General features: G+C 71.0%; 9 protein-coding genes. 5 read left to right on the plus strand and 4 right to left on the minus strand.

The window, feature by feature from the left end; genetic code table 11:
- Positions 1-47: 47 nt before the first annotated feature.
- A complete protein-coding gene (locus WMF43_RS37670) occupies positions 48-983 on the minus strand; it encodes a hypothetical protein (RefSeq protein ID WP_437672316.1) in 936 nt (311 codons plus the stop codon).
- Between the two features lie 369 nt (positions 984-1,352).
- Here WMF43_RS37670 and WMF43_RS37675 point away from each other — a divergent pair, with 369 nt between their 5' ends.
- Both WMF43_RS37675 and WMF43_RS37680 read left to right on the plus strand, forming a co-directional pair.
- Entirely contained in the window at positions 1,353-2,957 is a 1,605-nt protein-coding gene (locus WMF43_RS37675; protein ID WP_437672318.1) for a sigma 54-interacting transcriptional regulator, read from the plus strand.
- A gap of 151 nt (positions 2,958-3,108) precedes the next feature.
- Positions 3,109-6,885, plus strand: a complete 3,777-nt coding sequence (locus WMF43_RS37680; RefSeq protein ID WP_437672320.1) for an nSTAND1 domain-containing NTPase — start codon at positions 3,109-3,111, stop codon at positions 6,883-6,885.
- A gap of 36 nt (positions 6,886-6,921) precedes the next feature.
- On the opposite strand, the gene WMF43_RS37685 is transcribed toward WMF43_RS37680, so the two are convergent.
- The gene (locus WMF43_RS37685) at positions 6,922-7,986 is read right to left on the minus strand and encodes an ADYC domain-containing protein (protein WP_437672321.1); all 1,065 of its coding nucleotides are present in this window, start codon (positions 7,984-7,986) and stop codon (positions 6,922-6,924) included.
- Positions 7,987-8,343: 357 nt separating this feature from the next.
- Here WMF43_RS37685 and WMF43_RS37690 point away from each other — a divergent pair, with 357 nt between their 5' ends.
- The 3 genes from WMF43_RS37690 (at position 8,344) to WMF43_RS37700 (ending at position 12,175) form a co-directional block, all read left to right on the plus strand.
- The gene (locus WMF43_RS37690) at positions 8,344-9,435 is read left to right on the plus strand and encodes an ADYC domain-containing protein (RefSeq protein ID WP_437672323.1); all 1,092 of its coding nucleotides are present in this window, start codon (positions 8,344-8,346) and stop codon (positions 9,433-9,435) included.
- Positions 9,436-9,645: 210 nt separating this feature from the next.
- Entirely contained in the window at positions 9,646-10,836 is a 1,191-nt protein-coding gene (locus tag WMF43_RS37695) for a M20/M25/M40 family metallo-hydrolase (protein WP_437672325.1), read from the plus strand.
- Between the two features lie 226 nt (positions 10,837-11,062).
- The gene (locus WMF43_RS37700) at positions 11,063-12,175 is read left to right on the plus strand and encodes a hypothetical protein (RefSeq protein ID WP_437672327.1); all 1,113 of its coding nucleotides are present in this window, start codon (positions 11,063-11,065) and stop codon (positions 12,173-12,175) included.
- Between the two features lie 54 nt (positions 12,176-12,229).
- Here the strand turns inward: WMF43_RS37700 and WMF43_RS37705 are convergent, their stop codons facing one another.
- Positions 12,230-13,198, minus strand: coding sequence for an alpha/beta hydrolase family esterase (locus tag WMF43_RS37705; RefSeq protein ID WP_437672328.1), 969 nt, complete (start codon positions 13,196-13,198; stop codon positions 12,230-12,232).
- 265 nt (positions 13,199-13,463) lie between these two features.
- Complete coding sequence (locus WMF43_RS37710; protein ID WP_437672330.1) at positions 13,464-14,297, minus strand: alpha/beta hydrolase family esterase; 834 nt, start codon at positions 14,295-14,297, stop codon at positions 13,464-13,466.
- Positions 14,298-14,795 lie beyond the last annotated feature (498 nt).

Consider the following 14,795-nt stretch of genomic DNA (forward strand, 5'->3'; position numbering starts at 1 on the left):
GAGCGCCGCCGCGCGCGGCGCCGCCCGACACCGCAGCTCCGGCCGCTTCAGGCGACGCTGCGCGCGGGCGCAGACGCGGGTGCGACGGCGCACATCTCGCGGTATCGCGCGCAGCGCTCGACGAACTCGGCGGTGGTCTTGGGCATCGGCACGCGCGCGCGCGTGATGTACGAGATCACGTTTTTGCCGCGGACGATCAGCTCGACGCCCTGGGCCGCCTGCTCCCGGTCGGCCGGCGACGCGTCCGCGCCGAGCAGCGGCTGGAACGCGGCGAGCCTCTCCGCCGCCACGACGAAGGAGGTCCAGACATCGAAGATCTCGGCGTCCGTGCGCAGCGTCTCGCACTTGACCTTGGCCGCGTGCGAGAACTCGTGGACCAGGCGGTCCACCCCGGCGAACACCGGCAGATCCGCGAAGCTCGCGATCATCTCGTCGCGAATGCCGTCGATGGCCCGCATGCTCTGCGCGATCTTGACGTACCGGCTGTTGTAGAACGCCTCGATCGGGTAGGAGAACGCCTTGAACGGCTCTCCCCAGAGCTCGTCGAGCCCCTCCTCGCCGCTGCGATGGAGCACCATCTTCCCGAGCGTCAACGCCTCCATGAGGTGCTCTCCGCACTCGCGCATGAGCGCGTTGTCGGAGTCGATGGTCACGCCGAGCTCCTGGATCTCGACGAGCTTGGTGAAGATGTCCGCCGCTCGATTGAAGATCGCGCCCGCGAGCATGGCGGCCTTCACGCGCTTGCGCTGCGGGTCGGTCTCCGACTCGTAGGCGCGCCGCGCCTCGTCCAGCCGCTTCCCCGGGACGTTGATGCCGTGCTCGACGTGGTTGAACAGCCGCCGCGTGAGCGCCTCGATGAGGCGCTTCTTCGCGAGCAGCGTGTCGGCGGGCGCCTCGTACGCCTTGATCCAGTAGCCGTAGTAGTAGACGCGCAGCCGGCCGTCGATGATCTGCTTCTTCCCGATCGGAATCGCGTTGTCCATGGACCGCCTCTGTCGGCCGCGCGATCGTCGCGCTCGCGCTCGCGCCGCGCGAGGGCGCGCGGCCGTGCGACGAGCAAGTATTATGGAGACACGCGACGCGCAAGGCGCGAGACGCGCGATGTGATCGCGTCGGCTGCTCGAAACCTGGCGTCAACCGCGGGGAAATCGGCGAGCGACGCGCGGCGGGCGCGGAGCCGCCCGCCGCCGCGGCGGCGATCGATCGCGCGGCTCAACCCTGAAGTCGACACCCGCCGTGCCGTCGCGCCGCGCGCGCCAAAGCCCCTGTAAAATTGAAGACTTGTGGGAATCTGGGACCGGCGTCGGGCGGCGCAGTTCACGCGGGGCGGCGGCTCGGTTTAGGATGCCCTGATGCCCGACGCTGTCGTCAACCCGTCCGAGTTCGGGAGGCTGAAGCGGGAGCGCGACCTGTACCGCCGGCTCCTCGAGCTCGGGGCGAAGACCGAGGTAGAGCCGTTCCTGGAGGACGTGCTCTCGCTGTTCGTGGAGCTCGCGGGCGCGAAGCGCGGCTACATCGAGCTTCGCGGCGAGCGGGAAGAGGGGCCCCCGCGCTTCTGGATGGCGCACGGGTGCTACGACGACGACGTCGAGGAGATCCGGCAGGCATTCTCGCGCGGGGTCATCGCCGAGGCGATCGCGACGGGACAGACCATCGTCACCGAATCGGCGATCCGGGACCCGCGCTTCCTCAAGCGCGGCAGCATCCGGCGGAACGGGACCGAGGCGGTCCTCTGCGCGCCCATCGGCGTGGAGCCGCCGTTCGGCGTCGTGTATTTGCAGGACCGAAGCCAGCCCGGCGCGTTCTCGGACGACGATCGCGCGAACATCGAGCTCTTCGCCGGGCACGTCGCCGCCCTCGCCGCGCGGCTCCTCCTCTGCCAGCAGCAGCGCGACCAGGAGGACCACACGTTGCCTTTCCGGAAGACGCTGCGCGCCGAGCGGCTCGTCGGCCGCAGCCCCGCGCTCGCCAAGGTGCTCAAGGTCATGGTGGCGGCGGCGCCGCTCGACGTGGGCGTGCTGCTGACCGGCCCCTCGGGGACCGGCAAGACGGAGATCGCCCGCATCCTCCACGAGAACAGCGCGCGCTCGGCCGGGCCCTTCGTCGAGCTGAACTGCGCCACGCTGCCCGAGACCCTCGTCGAGAGCGAGCTCTTCGGCGCCATGCCGGGAGCACACTCGACGGCCGCCAAGCGCGTCCTCGGCAAGGTCGCCGCCGCCGAAGGCGGGACGCTCTTCCTCGACGAGGTCGGCGAGCTCCGGCCGCCGGCGCAGGCCAAGCTGCTCCAGCTGCTCCAGGGCCGGGAGTACTACCCCCTCGGCAGCGCCAAGCCCGTCCGCGCCAATGTCCGGGTCATCGCGGCGACGAACGTGGACCTCGAGGCCGCGGTGCTCCGCAAAGAGTTCCGAGACGACCTGTTCTATCGGCTGCGGGTCATGACCATCCGGGTCCCGTCGCTCGCCGAGCGCCCGGAGGACATCGCGGACCTCGCCGCGCATTTCTGCGCGCACGCGTGCGACGTGCACCGCCTGCCGCGGATCACGCTCTCGGCGGGCGCGGCGCGGGCCGTCGCGGCGGCGGCCTGGCCGGGCAACGTCCGCCAGCTCGCCCACGCCGTGGAGTCGGCGGTGATCCTCGCGGCGTCCGAGGGAATGCTGGAGGTGCACCGCGGGCACCTGTTCCCCGAGCTGGAGGGGACCGACGCCCGCCGGATGACGTTCCAGGAGGCGACGCTGCGCTTCCAGGAGCAGCTCGTGCGCAAGACGCTCGAGGAGACGAGCTGGAACGTCACGGAGGCCGCGGAGCTGCTCGATCTCGCCCGCTCCCACGTCTACAACCTGATCAAGGCGTTCGGGCTCGGCCGCGGGCGCAAGGGCCCGCAGGAGCAGCGCCAGCGCCGGAGCGGGCCGCAGGGGCAGGTGGACCTGCGCGACGACGACGGCGTCGTGCGCCCATGAGCGGACGTCCGGGGCCGGGGGACAGCGCCGCGCTGGCGGCAGCGCGCCGCGCGCGCCGGCGGAGCGGCCGGGCGCGGAGGGCCGCGCTCTGACCCAGGCGCTGCTCAAACCGGCGTGGACCCCGCCGAGCGCCGTCGAGGAGTACCGGCTCGTGAGGCTGCTCGGCCGGGGTGGAATGGGGCAGGTCTACCTCGCGGAGGACACGCTGCTCGACCGGCGTGTCGCCGTGAAGTTCATCGCGTCGAGGCGCCCGGACGAGGCCGCCAGGCGCCGCTTCTACGTCGAGGCCCGCGCGGTCGCGCGCCTCCAGCACCCCAACGTCGTCGCCGTCCATCGCGTGGGCGAGGTCGACGGGCGCCCCTACCTCGTCACCGAGTTCGTCCAGGGTCAGACGCTCGAGCAGCTGGAGAAGCCGGTGCCCTGGCAGCGCGCCGCCGAGATCGGCCTCGGGCTGGCCCAGGGTCTGGCCGCCGCCCACCGGAGCGGCGTGCTCCACCGGGACATCAAGCCCGCCAACGCCATGCTCACCGAGGCCGGGGAGGTGAAGCTGCTCGACTTCGGTCTCGCGAAGCTGCTCGCCTCGCCGGGCGAGCCCGGCGAGATCGCGACGCGCGCCGGCGCCGCGCCGCGCGACGCCGCGCACGGGGTGATACCCCCTGCGGACGAGCCGTCGGGGAGCCGGGCGCGCGCGTCCGGCGACTGGACGAGCAACGACGAGATCGCCGGCACGCCGCGCTACATGGCCCCGGAGGTCCTCCGCGGCGAGCCGGCCACCCGCCGCAGCGACCTCTACGCCCTCGGCGCGCTCCTGTACGAGCTCTGCGCCGGGGTCCCGCCCCGCGACACGGTGCCCGAGGAGCTCCCCTTCGAGGACTGGATCGTCGCGGCGCCGACGCCGCTCCGGGAGCTCGCGGGGGGCATCTCCGCGCGCTTCGCGGCCGCCGTGAGCCGCTGCCTGCACGTGGACCCGGAGCTGCGGTTCCCGTCTGCGGAGTCGCTGGGCGACGAGCTCCAGCAGATCGGCGCCGAGAGATCCCCCGGCGACCTCCCCGAGGGCAACCCCTACCGTGGCCTGCGCCCCTTCGAGGCCGAGCACCGGGCGCTCTTCTTCGGCCGGAGCGCCGAGGTCGAGGCCGTGCTCGATCGGCTGCGCTCCGATCCGCTGGTCGTGGTGGCGGGCGACTCCGGCGTCGGCAAGTCGTCCCTGTGCCGCGCCGGCGTCGCGCCGCGGGTCGAGGGGGGTGATCTCGGCGACGGCCGGCGGTACACGACGCTGCAGGTCATCCCGGGGAGGCGGCCGCTCGCCGGGCTCGCGGCCGTCGCCGCGCCGGCGCTGCAGCGGAGCGAGGAGTCGCTCTACCGGCAGATGCTGGACGAGCCGGGGGCGCTCGGCCGCGAGCTGCGGCGGGCGCTCGGTCGATCGGCGGGCGCCCTGATCCTGGTCGACCAGCTCGAGGAGCTGCACACGCTGAGCGATCACGAGGAGGCGGCGCGCTTCGCCGAGGAGATCGCCCGCGCGGGCGCGGTGGCCGGCGGGGTGCGTGTGCTCGCGACCGTGCGGGGCGACTTCTTCACGCGGCTCGCGGCGCTGCCGGGGCTCGGGGAGGAGCTCGCCCGCGCGCTCTACCTCCTGCGCACGCTCTCCGCCGAGTCGATGCGGCAGGCGATCGCGGGGCCCGCGGGGCGCAAAGGGTTCACCTTCGAGTCGGACGAGATGGTCGAGGCGCTGGTCGCCTCGGCGATGCGCGCCCCGGGCGGGCTCCCGCTGCTCCAGTTCGCGATGGCCGAGCTCTGGGAGGCCCGGGACCTCGCGCAGCAGCGGATCCCGGCGTCGGCGCTCTCGGCGATCGGCGGCGTCGCCGGGGCGCTGGCGCGCCACGCGGACGGCGTCCTGAAGGGGCTCCAGCCCGAGCAGCGCGAGGCGGCGCGCCGCGTGCTGCTCCGGCTGGTCACGGCGGAGGGCACCCGGACGCGCCGCACCGCGGGCGAGCTCGACGGCGAGCGCGGGGCCACACGCGCGGCGATCGAGGCGCTCGTGCGAGGGCGGCTGCTCGTGGCGCGCGAGGTGGACGGCGAGACCACGTACGAGGTCGCCCACGAGGCGCTGCTGCAGGGCTGGGACACGCTGCGCCGGTGGCTCGACGCCGGCGGGGAGAAGCGCCGGCTCCGGGAGCGCGTCGAGGTGGCCGCGGCCGAGTGGGAGCGGCTCGGCAGGACGGACGAGGTGCTGTGGAGCGCGCGCATGCTCGCGGAGGCGGCGGCGGTCGACCCGGGCGACCTCCAGGCGCGCGAGGTCGAGTTCGTCGAGGCGTCGCGCCGGCGGGCCCGGCGCCTGCGCCGCCGCCGGTGGGCGGCCGTCGCCGCCGCGCCGCTCCTCGTGGCGGCCGCGTGGGCGGGGCTCCGGCTGAAGGCGCAGCACGACCTCGACCGGGTGATCGCCGGCCACGAGGCGCAGGGGCGCGCGGCGCTGGAAGAGGGCCGCCGGAGCAAGGCGGAGGCCGATGCGCTGCGGCGCAAGGCGTTCGAGCTCTTCGACGCCGGGAGCGCCGCGACCGCGGCGGAGACCGCCGCGCGGCGCGAGGAGGCCGAGTTCGACTGGGCGCGGGCGCTCGATGCGTCGCGGCGGGCCGACGGCGCGCTCGCGCGCGCGGCGCAGTCGCTCGAGGCGGGCTTGATGCTCGACCTGGCGCGGCGGGAGATCCGCGCGCTGCTCGGCGACGCACACGTCGAGCGGATCGTGCTCGCCGAGTGGTTCCACCACGAGGAGCGGCGGGCCGACCTGACCGGGCGCCTCGCTTACTACGACGAGGACGGCTCGCGCCGGCGCTGGTTGTCGGCGCCGCCGCGCGTGCGCCTCGCGTCGTCCCCTGCCGGCGCGCGGATCACGCTCGCGCGTTATCATGACGAGGACGGCCGCCTGAAGCTCGGCCCGTCGCAGGCGCTCATTCCGTCGCCCGACGGCGAGGTCGAGATCGACCAGGGGCCCGGCTCGTATGTGATGACGCTGGAGGCCGCGGGTCACGAGGCCCTGCGGCTGCCGTTGCTGCTCGAGCGCGGCGAGCGGCTCTCTCTCGAGGTCGCCTTGCGCCCGGCCGGCGCGGTGCCTGACGGGTACATCTACATTCCTCCGGGGCGTTTCCTTTATGGCAGCAGGGACGTCGAGGGCTTCCGGCGCGGGCTCCTCGCCACGGTGCCGCTCCACGAGGTGCACACGGGCGGCTACCTCATCGGCCGCACGGAGGTGACGTTTGCGGCGTGGATCGAGTTCCTCGCCGATCTGCCGCCGGCCGAGCGAGCGAGGAGGACGCCCGGCGCGCGCTCGCGGACGTGGGCCATCGAGCTCGCTCAGCTCCCGGGCGGCGCCTGGCAGCTGGATCTGACGATCCAGGCCGAGCGCGCCACGGCCCGCGAGGGCGAGCCGATCCGGTTCAACGGGCGCGACCGGCGCGCGATCCAGGACTGGCGCCGGTTCCCCGTGTCCGGGATATCGAGCGAGGACGCGCAGGCCTACGTGGACTGGCTCCATCACACCGGCCGCCTCCGCGGCGCCCGGCTGTGCGACGAGCGCGAGTGGGAGCGCGCCGCCCGAGGCGCGGACGACCGGGCGTACCCTCACGGCGACCGGCTCGAGGCCGAGGACGCGAACTTCGACCAGACGTACGGCCGGCGCAAGCAGGCGTTCGGCCCGGACGAGGTGGGGTCGCACCCTGCGTCCGCGAGCCCCTTCGGCGCGCTCGACATGACGGGGAACGTGTACGAGCTCACGCGGTCCGCCGCGTGGCAGGGCGACGTGCCGATCCGCGGCGGATCCTGGTATTACGACGCGATTTCGGACATGGTCGCGAACCGGACCGTGGTCGAGGCGGAGACGAGGGACATCTCGATCGGGCTCCGCGTGTGCGCGGACGCCGAGCCGGGCAGGCCGTGAGGCCTGCGGCACGGGCGGGGCGCGTGAGGGATCGGGCTAAGGCTTGGGGCCGACGGGGCAGTTCTTATCATTCGGGCATCCGTCGTTGCCGAGGTCGTTCCGGAGAGAGCTGCGGACCGCCACGAGACCGTCGGCGGGCCAGCTGCCATCCGCTGGGTCAAGGCAGGCCTTTCCGTCGATTGTCACACCGGCGGCACGAAGATCGTCCTCGCAGCGCGCGTAGCGTGGCCGCCTGATGCATGAGGGCGCCTTCTCTCCCCAGGTGGCCTCGAACTCGAGCGGAGAGCCTTGGCGGGGCTTCTGGATCCCCAGACGGTCATAGACGTCGACGATCGTTTTATCACAGGTGAACGCGCGGTCGACCGAGTCCTTCGTGGCATAATCGGCCCGCGCGGCGTGGACGCACGCGCGCATGTAGGGCAGCAGATCCTTCCCGGGATCCTTCGGGTTTGCGGCCCACGGCGCATAGCCCCAGTGGATGCACTTGGCGATCACTCCGGTGACGCAGGACAACGTGAACACCTCTGTATTGCCGTCCGTTCCATGGTGTTCGCCCGCATCGTCCCAGTACCCAGGGACCGCGAACGCCTTGCCTTCCAGCTTGCGGAGCTGATCCGGATGGCACTGCTCTTCGAGCTCGGCCTTCTCATACCTCTCGCCTTCGCAGAGATCTTTCCCCGTAGCGGAGTCCACAACCTTGTACACGGGGAGCACTTCCGCGGTTGCGTTATAGGTCGGGTTGCACGGATCCTTGTCCTCCTCGACTCGAGATAGCGTAACCTTGACCTTTGGCAGCTTAGGGTCTCCACGGTACTTGCCCGTGATTTCGCTCAGTGACCCGGTGACGTATCCCTTCTTTACTTGGCCGACGAAGTAGAGGACCGGCTCGAGACAACCCTTCCTGTACTGCGGCGATTGAGGCTTCGGCTCGGCCCCCTTGATATCGCACGGAGTGAGTAGTTGCTCCGCGGCGCCCGCGTCCGTTGACGTGCCGCCCGGAGCCTCGGCAGGCGCGCTCGTCGCCTTTACCGGAGCCGGAGCTGCGGGGGAGCATCCCGCCGCGCCGAGCGCGATGCTGAAGAAAAGTGCGCACCTTGTCATAGTCTGGTCTCCCGACCCGAGGTCATGGCCCCAGCCATAGGACCTCCTCGTCGCTGGAGCCAGCCCACCCGAGGGCCGCTCGCGGCGATCCGGCGGAGTACATCACGGGCCCTGCGCGCTGTCCAGCGCAGTGGACTCGCCTGTCCAGCGCAATGGCTCGCCGCGCGGAAGCACAGCGCTCCGCCCGGGGGCGGCGGGTGTCCGGCGGAGCGGACACCTGCGCGCCCGGCGAGCCGGCGCGGCGCCGAGATCGGCGCGAGCGCGCCGCGCCGGCGCCTCGCGCGATCGCGCCCGCCCCTCGCGACCACGGCGTGGCCTCGAGCTTGCTTTGCCCCCTCGCGAACCCGCGAGGTGACCATGTACATCGCCGTCGAGCAGGGAATCCAACGTAGGATGATCCGGGGCCTCTCACCCATCCTGGGCGTCGTGATCGCAGGCGTCCTCGGGTGTGATCCGAGCCAGGCTGCGCCGAGCGCCTCGAGCTCCGCCACCCCGGCGCCCGAGTCCGCCGCCGCGCCGGCCCCGTCCTGCAGCCCGCCTCCAAGGGCACAGACCGTCGAGCCGAAGCCGCAATCCGGTCGATACCACGGCGGCTGGCTCGAGAATTTCGACTATTTCTACGGAGACATCAACGCGCTGCCCACGACGAAGAAGTTCGTGGGCAAGCTCTCCCACGGCGGCCGCGTCGAGGTGAGCGTCGTCAAGTCGGGCGAGGATCCTTGTATCAAGGAGGAGAAAGTCCCGCTCTACACGGTCCACGGGCAAATCGAAGGGGAATGGCGGTCCCTGTGCGCGAACGAGGCGCTGCCCGAGCCGCTCAGCAGCTGCGAGCAGGGCTCGCGGGAGGCGCTCCGCGAGAAGGCGATCGCGATCCCGGGGTACTGGGAGCGCAGGACCGGCGTCTACATGCCCGACTGCGGCAAGGGCAAGCCGTGCTTCACGCTCGCCTGCCTCCCCGGCGCCGCGGCGAAGTGCGTCCACTGGGGTTATCGCGTCTGGGAGGACGCCTACACCGACGCGCAGGGCCGTAAGCACGACCTCCGCCCTTATTACGAGGCCTGCACCCACGCGGCGCGCGCCCAGTACCTCGGCGAGGGCACGGGGTTCACCTGCGATGGAACCACCATCGACGTCTATGACAGGCTCGGCCTCCAGAAGCGGGACGAGGCCTTCGACCGCGCCCACGGCCTGGCGTTCGAGTCCCTCTGGTCGGCCAAGGGCCTCCACTGCATGGCGCGACCGCGCTGGCAGGGATGCGACGAGGAGCTCGGCTCGGGCGCGGCGCTCCTCCCGGGGAAGCCCTGCCTCGACCCGGTGAGCGGCGCCGGCGCAGCGTGGCCGACGGGCGCGCTCGTCGGCGTGATGAGCTCGCCGGCCAACGACTCCCGCGCCCGCGGCACAGGCTGCCCCTCCAATCCCTGGAACTGCCCTGCTCTGCTCGACGACTAGCTCCGAGCGTTACACGTCTGGCCAGGGATCCCGGGAGATTTCAACGCAAAGGCGCAAAGGCGCAAAGGCGCAAACCAGAATTTTCTCTGTATTTTTGCGTCTTTGCGTCTTTGCGCCTTTGCGTTGAAATCTCTCCTCTGTCGCCGTGATCCCTGCCAAGACGTCTGACAGGCGGAACCAGCCTATCCATCCCTCGCAAGAAGGTGTCCCATGGCGATCGTCTCTCCCCTGCGCCGCCGGTCTTCGCCGCAGATCGCGAGGCGGCCGGGGCTCGGCGCGCTCTCGGCTGCAGGCCTCGCGCTCGCGCTCGCTGCGTGCTCGTGCGCTGGCACAGCGCCGCGGCGGCTCATCCAGTTCGGTCCCCAGGGCAAGCAGCGCGCGTGGATGACGGAGGACGAGATCGCCGTGCTGGCGCGGCAGGTCCACAGGGACGGGCTGTGCGGCGGGCTGCTCGACGTCACGGACCCGCGGGACAGGGTGCCCGCGCCCGTGGTGCCGTCCCCTGCCCTGCGGGCCCTGACCGTGCGCGGCCCTTCCCTGCAGAACGCTGTCCGGCCCCTCCTCGAGCGGGTGTCCTCCGCCTTCCTGAAACGCACCGTGGTCGAGCTCGCGAGCTTTCCCACGCGCTCGTCCTGGTATCCGTCGGGGGTGGCGGTCGCCGAGTCGCTTCAGCGAACGCTCCTCGGCATGTCGCAGGGACGTGTCGACGTGACCGTGGAGCGCGTGGAGCACTCGGCCTTCGAGCAGCCGTCGCTGGTCGCGACCGTCCGCGGCGCGGGGCCGCGCCGGGACGAGCTGGTCGTCCTCGGAGCGCACCTCGACTCGACGGGGGGCAGGTACGGCGATGAGAGGTCTCCAGGAGCGGACGACGACGCCTCGGGGGTGGCCACGGTGCTCGAGGTGTTCCGGGTGCTCGTCCAGTCCGGGATCCGGCTCGATCGCTCCGTCGTCTTCGCCCTGTACGCCGGCGAGGAGAAGGGGCTCGTCGGAAGCAAGGGCGTCGCCGCGCGGTACGACCCTGCCAAGGTGCTCGGCGTCATGCAGCTCGACATGACCATGTTCCCGGCCGCCGACCGGAAGATCACGCTGATGCTGGACTACAACGACCGTCAGCTGACCGATTTCACGGCGACGCTCATCGAAGAATACCTCGGCTCGACCGCCGCGTTCAGCAAGTGTGGTTACGAGTGCAGCGATCACGTCCGCTGGGCGAGGAGGGGCGTGCCCACGGTGTTCCCGTTCGAGGCTCCGTTCGGCACGAACCCGTGGATCCACACGCTGCAGGACACGCCGGACAAGCTCGATTTCGAGTTCGGCGCGCTGTTCGCGAAGCTCGGGCTCGCGTTCGCCATCGAGATGGCTGGACTGCGGCCACCGCGGGCCGGTCTCGTCGAAAGATAGGCGCCGCGCATCGCCGTCCGCAGATCCAGCGGCGCGCCAACCACGAGCCGCTTGCGCGAGCCATAGGCATAATCGCCCATGGCTCGACGCGAGACGTCACGCCCACACGGGTGGCCTGGATGATTCGGGTGAGGGTCGATCGCGCTTGCGCGCCGAGGCGCCCCGGAGACATATGATCGCCCAGCGGCGCGCCCAGAACGGGTCTCTCGCGTCCTCCGGAGTGAAAATGAAGAAACATCGAGTCCTTTCGTCACTGGCCTGCATCGGCTGCGCCCTGTCGCTCGCCGCTTGCGGAAGCAATGGCGGCGACAGCGGCGCCACCGCCACCGGTCAGGGTGGCGGCGGAGCCAGCACGGCGGGCGCCGACGCCAGCGGCGCGTCCACTGGAGGCGCGTCGGCCAGCGCGGGAGGCCAGGGAGGCGGCGGGGCGCCCAGCGGCGGAACGACGGCGGCCGGCGGCGAGGCCGGCGCTGGAGGCTCGACGGGGGCGGGCGGCCAGGACGAATTCGAGCCGGTGACCATCTCGTTCGGGACCAGCCTCGATCCGCGCACCGAGGTGCTCGAGGCGCGAGCGCTCGCCAGCTCCATCGCCGATCCCAGCTCGCCGCAGTGGCGCGCCAAGGGTGACCAGCGCAGGACCTATCGCTTTCCAGCCGCTGGCGCCGACGTTCCTTACCGCGTCTGCGTCCCGAATCGCTGGGACGGCACGTCGGAGCTGCCCCTCGTGATGTTCTTGCACGGCGCCGGGAACGACGAGAGCTCGTACCTGGACCAGAACGACAAGCAGATGGTCACGCTGGCCGACCAGCATGGCGTGCTGCTGGTCTCGCCGCTCGGCTACAACGGCGCGTACGGCAACTTCCTGCGGCTGCCGGCCGTGTTCGGGCAGCCCGAGGAGGCCGAGAGGCTCCTCAGCATGCGTACGCCCGAGCGCGAGCGCGATCAGGAGCTCAGCGAGAAGGACGTCATCAACGTCCTGGAGCTCGTGCTGGCCGAGTACCCGATCGATCGCAGCGCGATGTTCCTCACCGGACACTCGATGGGGAGCGGCGGCACCTGGTACATCGGCGCCAAATACTCCGACTACTGGACGGCGCTGGCGCCCATGTCCGGCCCCTTCGTCATGGAGTCGGGTTATCCCTGGGACCGGCTGCGCGACAAGCCCATCTTCGTGACGGAAGGGACCGGCGCCACACCTTCCCTGACTGGCAGCCGGGAGCTGCGCGACTGGATGATGGCCGGCGGCTACGCGATCACGTACAAGGAAGTCGACGCGGACCATCCAGGGATGGTGCCGCTCGTGCTGCCCGACGTCTTCGACTTCTTCGACCGCCCGTAGCCTCCGCGCTCGTCGCGCGCCTTCAAGAGGCGCGCGCCGAGCAGCCTGCGGGGGTCAATCGAGCGACTGGAAGAAGCGCCAGGCTCGCCCGCCCGCGCCGGACGGTACGGAGTGACCGCCGGGGTGCGTGCAGTACACGACCGGCAGGCCCTCCTTGCAGCCTTGATACTCGACGCACGCATCACCGAAGGTCGCTGACGGCATCGTGTTCGCCCCGCAGCCGTTCCGGTTGCGCCAGAAGTCGCGGGTACCTTGCCCGAGCGCGGGGGTCACGGTCCCGTCGGTGTCGCCTTGCGTTTGGATCAGCGCGTGCGCGGCGCCGGCGTCGCTGCACGTGGGCTGGGACCCGTTGGGGCCCCACCCGGCGACCGGAGCGAGGCCGCGGAACACGGAAGAGCGCTCGCAGCCGAGCGTGTTCGTCATGAAGCCACCCTGGCTGAACCCGACCGAGAAGACGCGCTTCGTATCCACGCAGTAGTTCTCCTTGGCGTGCTCCACCATGGCGTCGAAGAACGCCAGGTCGGCGTCCAGGCGCGCCCGATTGGCGTTGGGCGGCGGACCGCCCCAGTTGGAATCCGCAGTGCCCCACTGCGATTGGGTGCTCGGAGGTGTGGATCGCCCGTCCGCCGGCAACCCCTGCGGGTAGATGAGCAGCGCCTGGTCGTGGGTCTCCTGGATGAGCTGGAACCCGCTGTTGTCGTGCGCAGCCCACACGTTGTTCATGTTCAGGCCGTGGATGCCGAAGATCAGCGGCAGCGGCTTGCTCGGGTCGTAGTCCTCCGGCACGTACATCAGGTAGTAGCGCGTCACCCCGCCGACCGTCAGCGTCTGCTGCGTGCGAGGGTCGGGGCGCGTCACGGCTCTGCCGCAGCCCGCCGAGCTGCCCTCGCCAGCGCTCGCCGAGCCGCCGCCGCCGCCCGCGCCCCCGCCGCCGTCGCCGCCCGCGCCGCCGGAGCTGCTCGCGCTCTCGGCCGTGCTCGCGCTCCCGCTCCCGCCGGCTCCTCCGCCCGACGTCGATCCCACGGTGGTACCGCCGCTCGTGGTGGCGCCAGAAGGATCACCAGAGCCGGGCTCGACGGGATCCGGATCCGACGAGCAAGCGACCAGCCCCGTCGCCACGCCTACAGTGAAAAGAACGCTCAGCCCAAACGCAACTTTACTCATGGGGACACCACCTCGCTGACTGCTGCTCGTCGGGGGCTCGGACGATCACCGGTTGTCCGCCGCGCGCCCCCGGCTGGTTGATGCAGGCATCGTGCGCCGGTCGCCGCCGGGACAATCACGATCCTCAATAGGTCGAGAACAGGCTCCAGAGGAACTTGGGCGCGAACGCGGGCCAGCCGTGATTGGTGTTGCTGTAGTTCGGGTCTCCGTGCTCGCACCAGTAGACCGGGTGGTCCTCTTCACAGCCCTGATACATGACGCAGTTCGAGAGGTCGTCCGTGTATCCTTCGACCGGCGTCGTGCTCGCCTCGCACTGGTTCAGCTCGGTATAGAAGTCGCGCGTCCTCGGGCCGTTCTCCGTCCCGACCACCGAGTCGCGCTCTCCGTGAATGACGACCGCCGTGACCCGTCCGGTACACTCTCGGGTGCCGGCGTTGAGTGGATACTGGGGTACGTTCTTGGTGGCGCACGGGCCCACCGCGCGCAGCTTGTCCGCGTGCTCGCAGCCAAGGATGCTCGAGAAGTCGCCGCCGGAGCTCTCGCCCGCCGCGAACACGCGCGCCTTGTCGATGCAGAAGCTGTCCGTGATCTGATCGTAGAACGGCTGAAAAAAGGCGACGTCGTTGGCCACCCAGCCCGAGCTGGAGTTGGCCGGGTGGGGGTAGACGCGGATCCAGGCCTCCTTGGGCCCGGTCGCCTCGAAGCCCGCGTTCTGCTCCGCCCAGCTGATGGGGTTGTTCGTCGGGTTGAACATGATCATCACTGGATACGGCTTGCTGGCGTCGTAGTTGGTCGGCAGCTTCACGTAGTACTGGTGCCCCGCCACGGTGAGCGGGCTCTGCGCGCTGCCCGTCTGCGGATTGGCTTTGTTGCAACCCGTGCTCGGCTGCGGGGCGACCTTGCCGTCCGCCGATCCGCCCGAGCCGCCGGCTCCCGGCGAACCGCCGCTTCCGCTCATCCCTCCCCCGTCGCCCGCTCCCCCCGCGGACCCGCCGCCGTCGCCGGTCGTGGTGCTGCCGCCGCTGCTCGAGACGGCGGCCCCGCCCGTTCCGGCTTGAGGGTCGTTGCCCGACGCGCCCGTGCCGTGATCACCGTCACCGCTGCAACCCGAGAGAGCGTAAGAGCCGATCAGTGCCGCGAAAAATGTGGTGCGAGCGAAAATGGGTTTGTTGGTCATTTGAATCCCCAGGCTCGATTTCGCCCTCACCGGCAGCGTTCCACGAGGCGCGCCCTCAGCGAGGTCGTTCCGTTTGATTGAGTGATCGGAGGTCGACGACGGAGCCAGGACTCGGCGATACCACGCGATTTTTATGCAGACAGCATCTTCACCGCTTGTGACGAGCGCCGATCGCGGCAAGGTCCGCACTGTGAACGTTCACATTCCCGATGTCAACTCTTGTCGGCGGCGCATGGCCGGGGTCAACGGCTGCCGCAACGCGCCACCACGAGCGGAGGC

The organism is Sorangium sp. So ce131, assembly GCF_051519095.1.
Taxonomy (GTDB): Bacteria; Myxococcota_A; Polyangia; order Polyangiales; family Polyangiaceae; genus Sorangium.

What these genes read in the sequence shown, in the direction of transcription:
- WMF43_RS37670 (WP_437672316.1), bottom strand. Translation starts at nt 983, where the DNA reads ATGGACAACGCGATTCCGATCGGGAAGAAGCAGATCATCGACGGCCGG.
- WMF43_RS37675 (WP_437672318.1), top strand. Translation starts at nt 1,353, where the DNA reads ATGCCCGACGCTGTCGTCAACCCGTCCGAGTTCGGGAGGCTGAAGCGG.
- WMF43_RS37685 (WP_437672321.1), bottom strand. Translation starts at nt 7,986, where the DNA reads ATGACAAGGTGCGCACTTTTCTTCAGCATCGCGCTCGGCGCGGCGGGA.
- WMF43_RS37690 (WP_437672323.1), top strand. Translation starts at nt 8,344, where the DNA reads ATGTACATCGCCGTCGAGCAGGGAATCCAACGTAGGATGATCCGGGGC.
- WMF43_RS37695 (WP_437672325.1), top strand. Translation starts at nt 9,646, where the DNA reads ATGGCGATCGTCTCTCCCCTGCGCCGCCGGTCTTCGCCGCAGATCGCG.
- WMF43_RS37700 (WP_437672327.1), top strand. Translation starts at nt 11,063, where the DNA reads ATGAAGAAACATCGAGTCCTTTCGTCACTGGCCTGCATCGGCTGCGCC.
- WMF43_RS37710 (WP_437672330.1), bottom strand. Translation starts at nt 14,297, where the DNA reads ATGAGCGGAAGCGGCGGTTCGCCGGGAGCCGGCGGCTCGGGCGGATCG.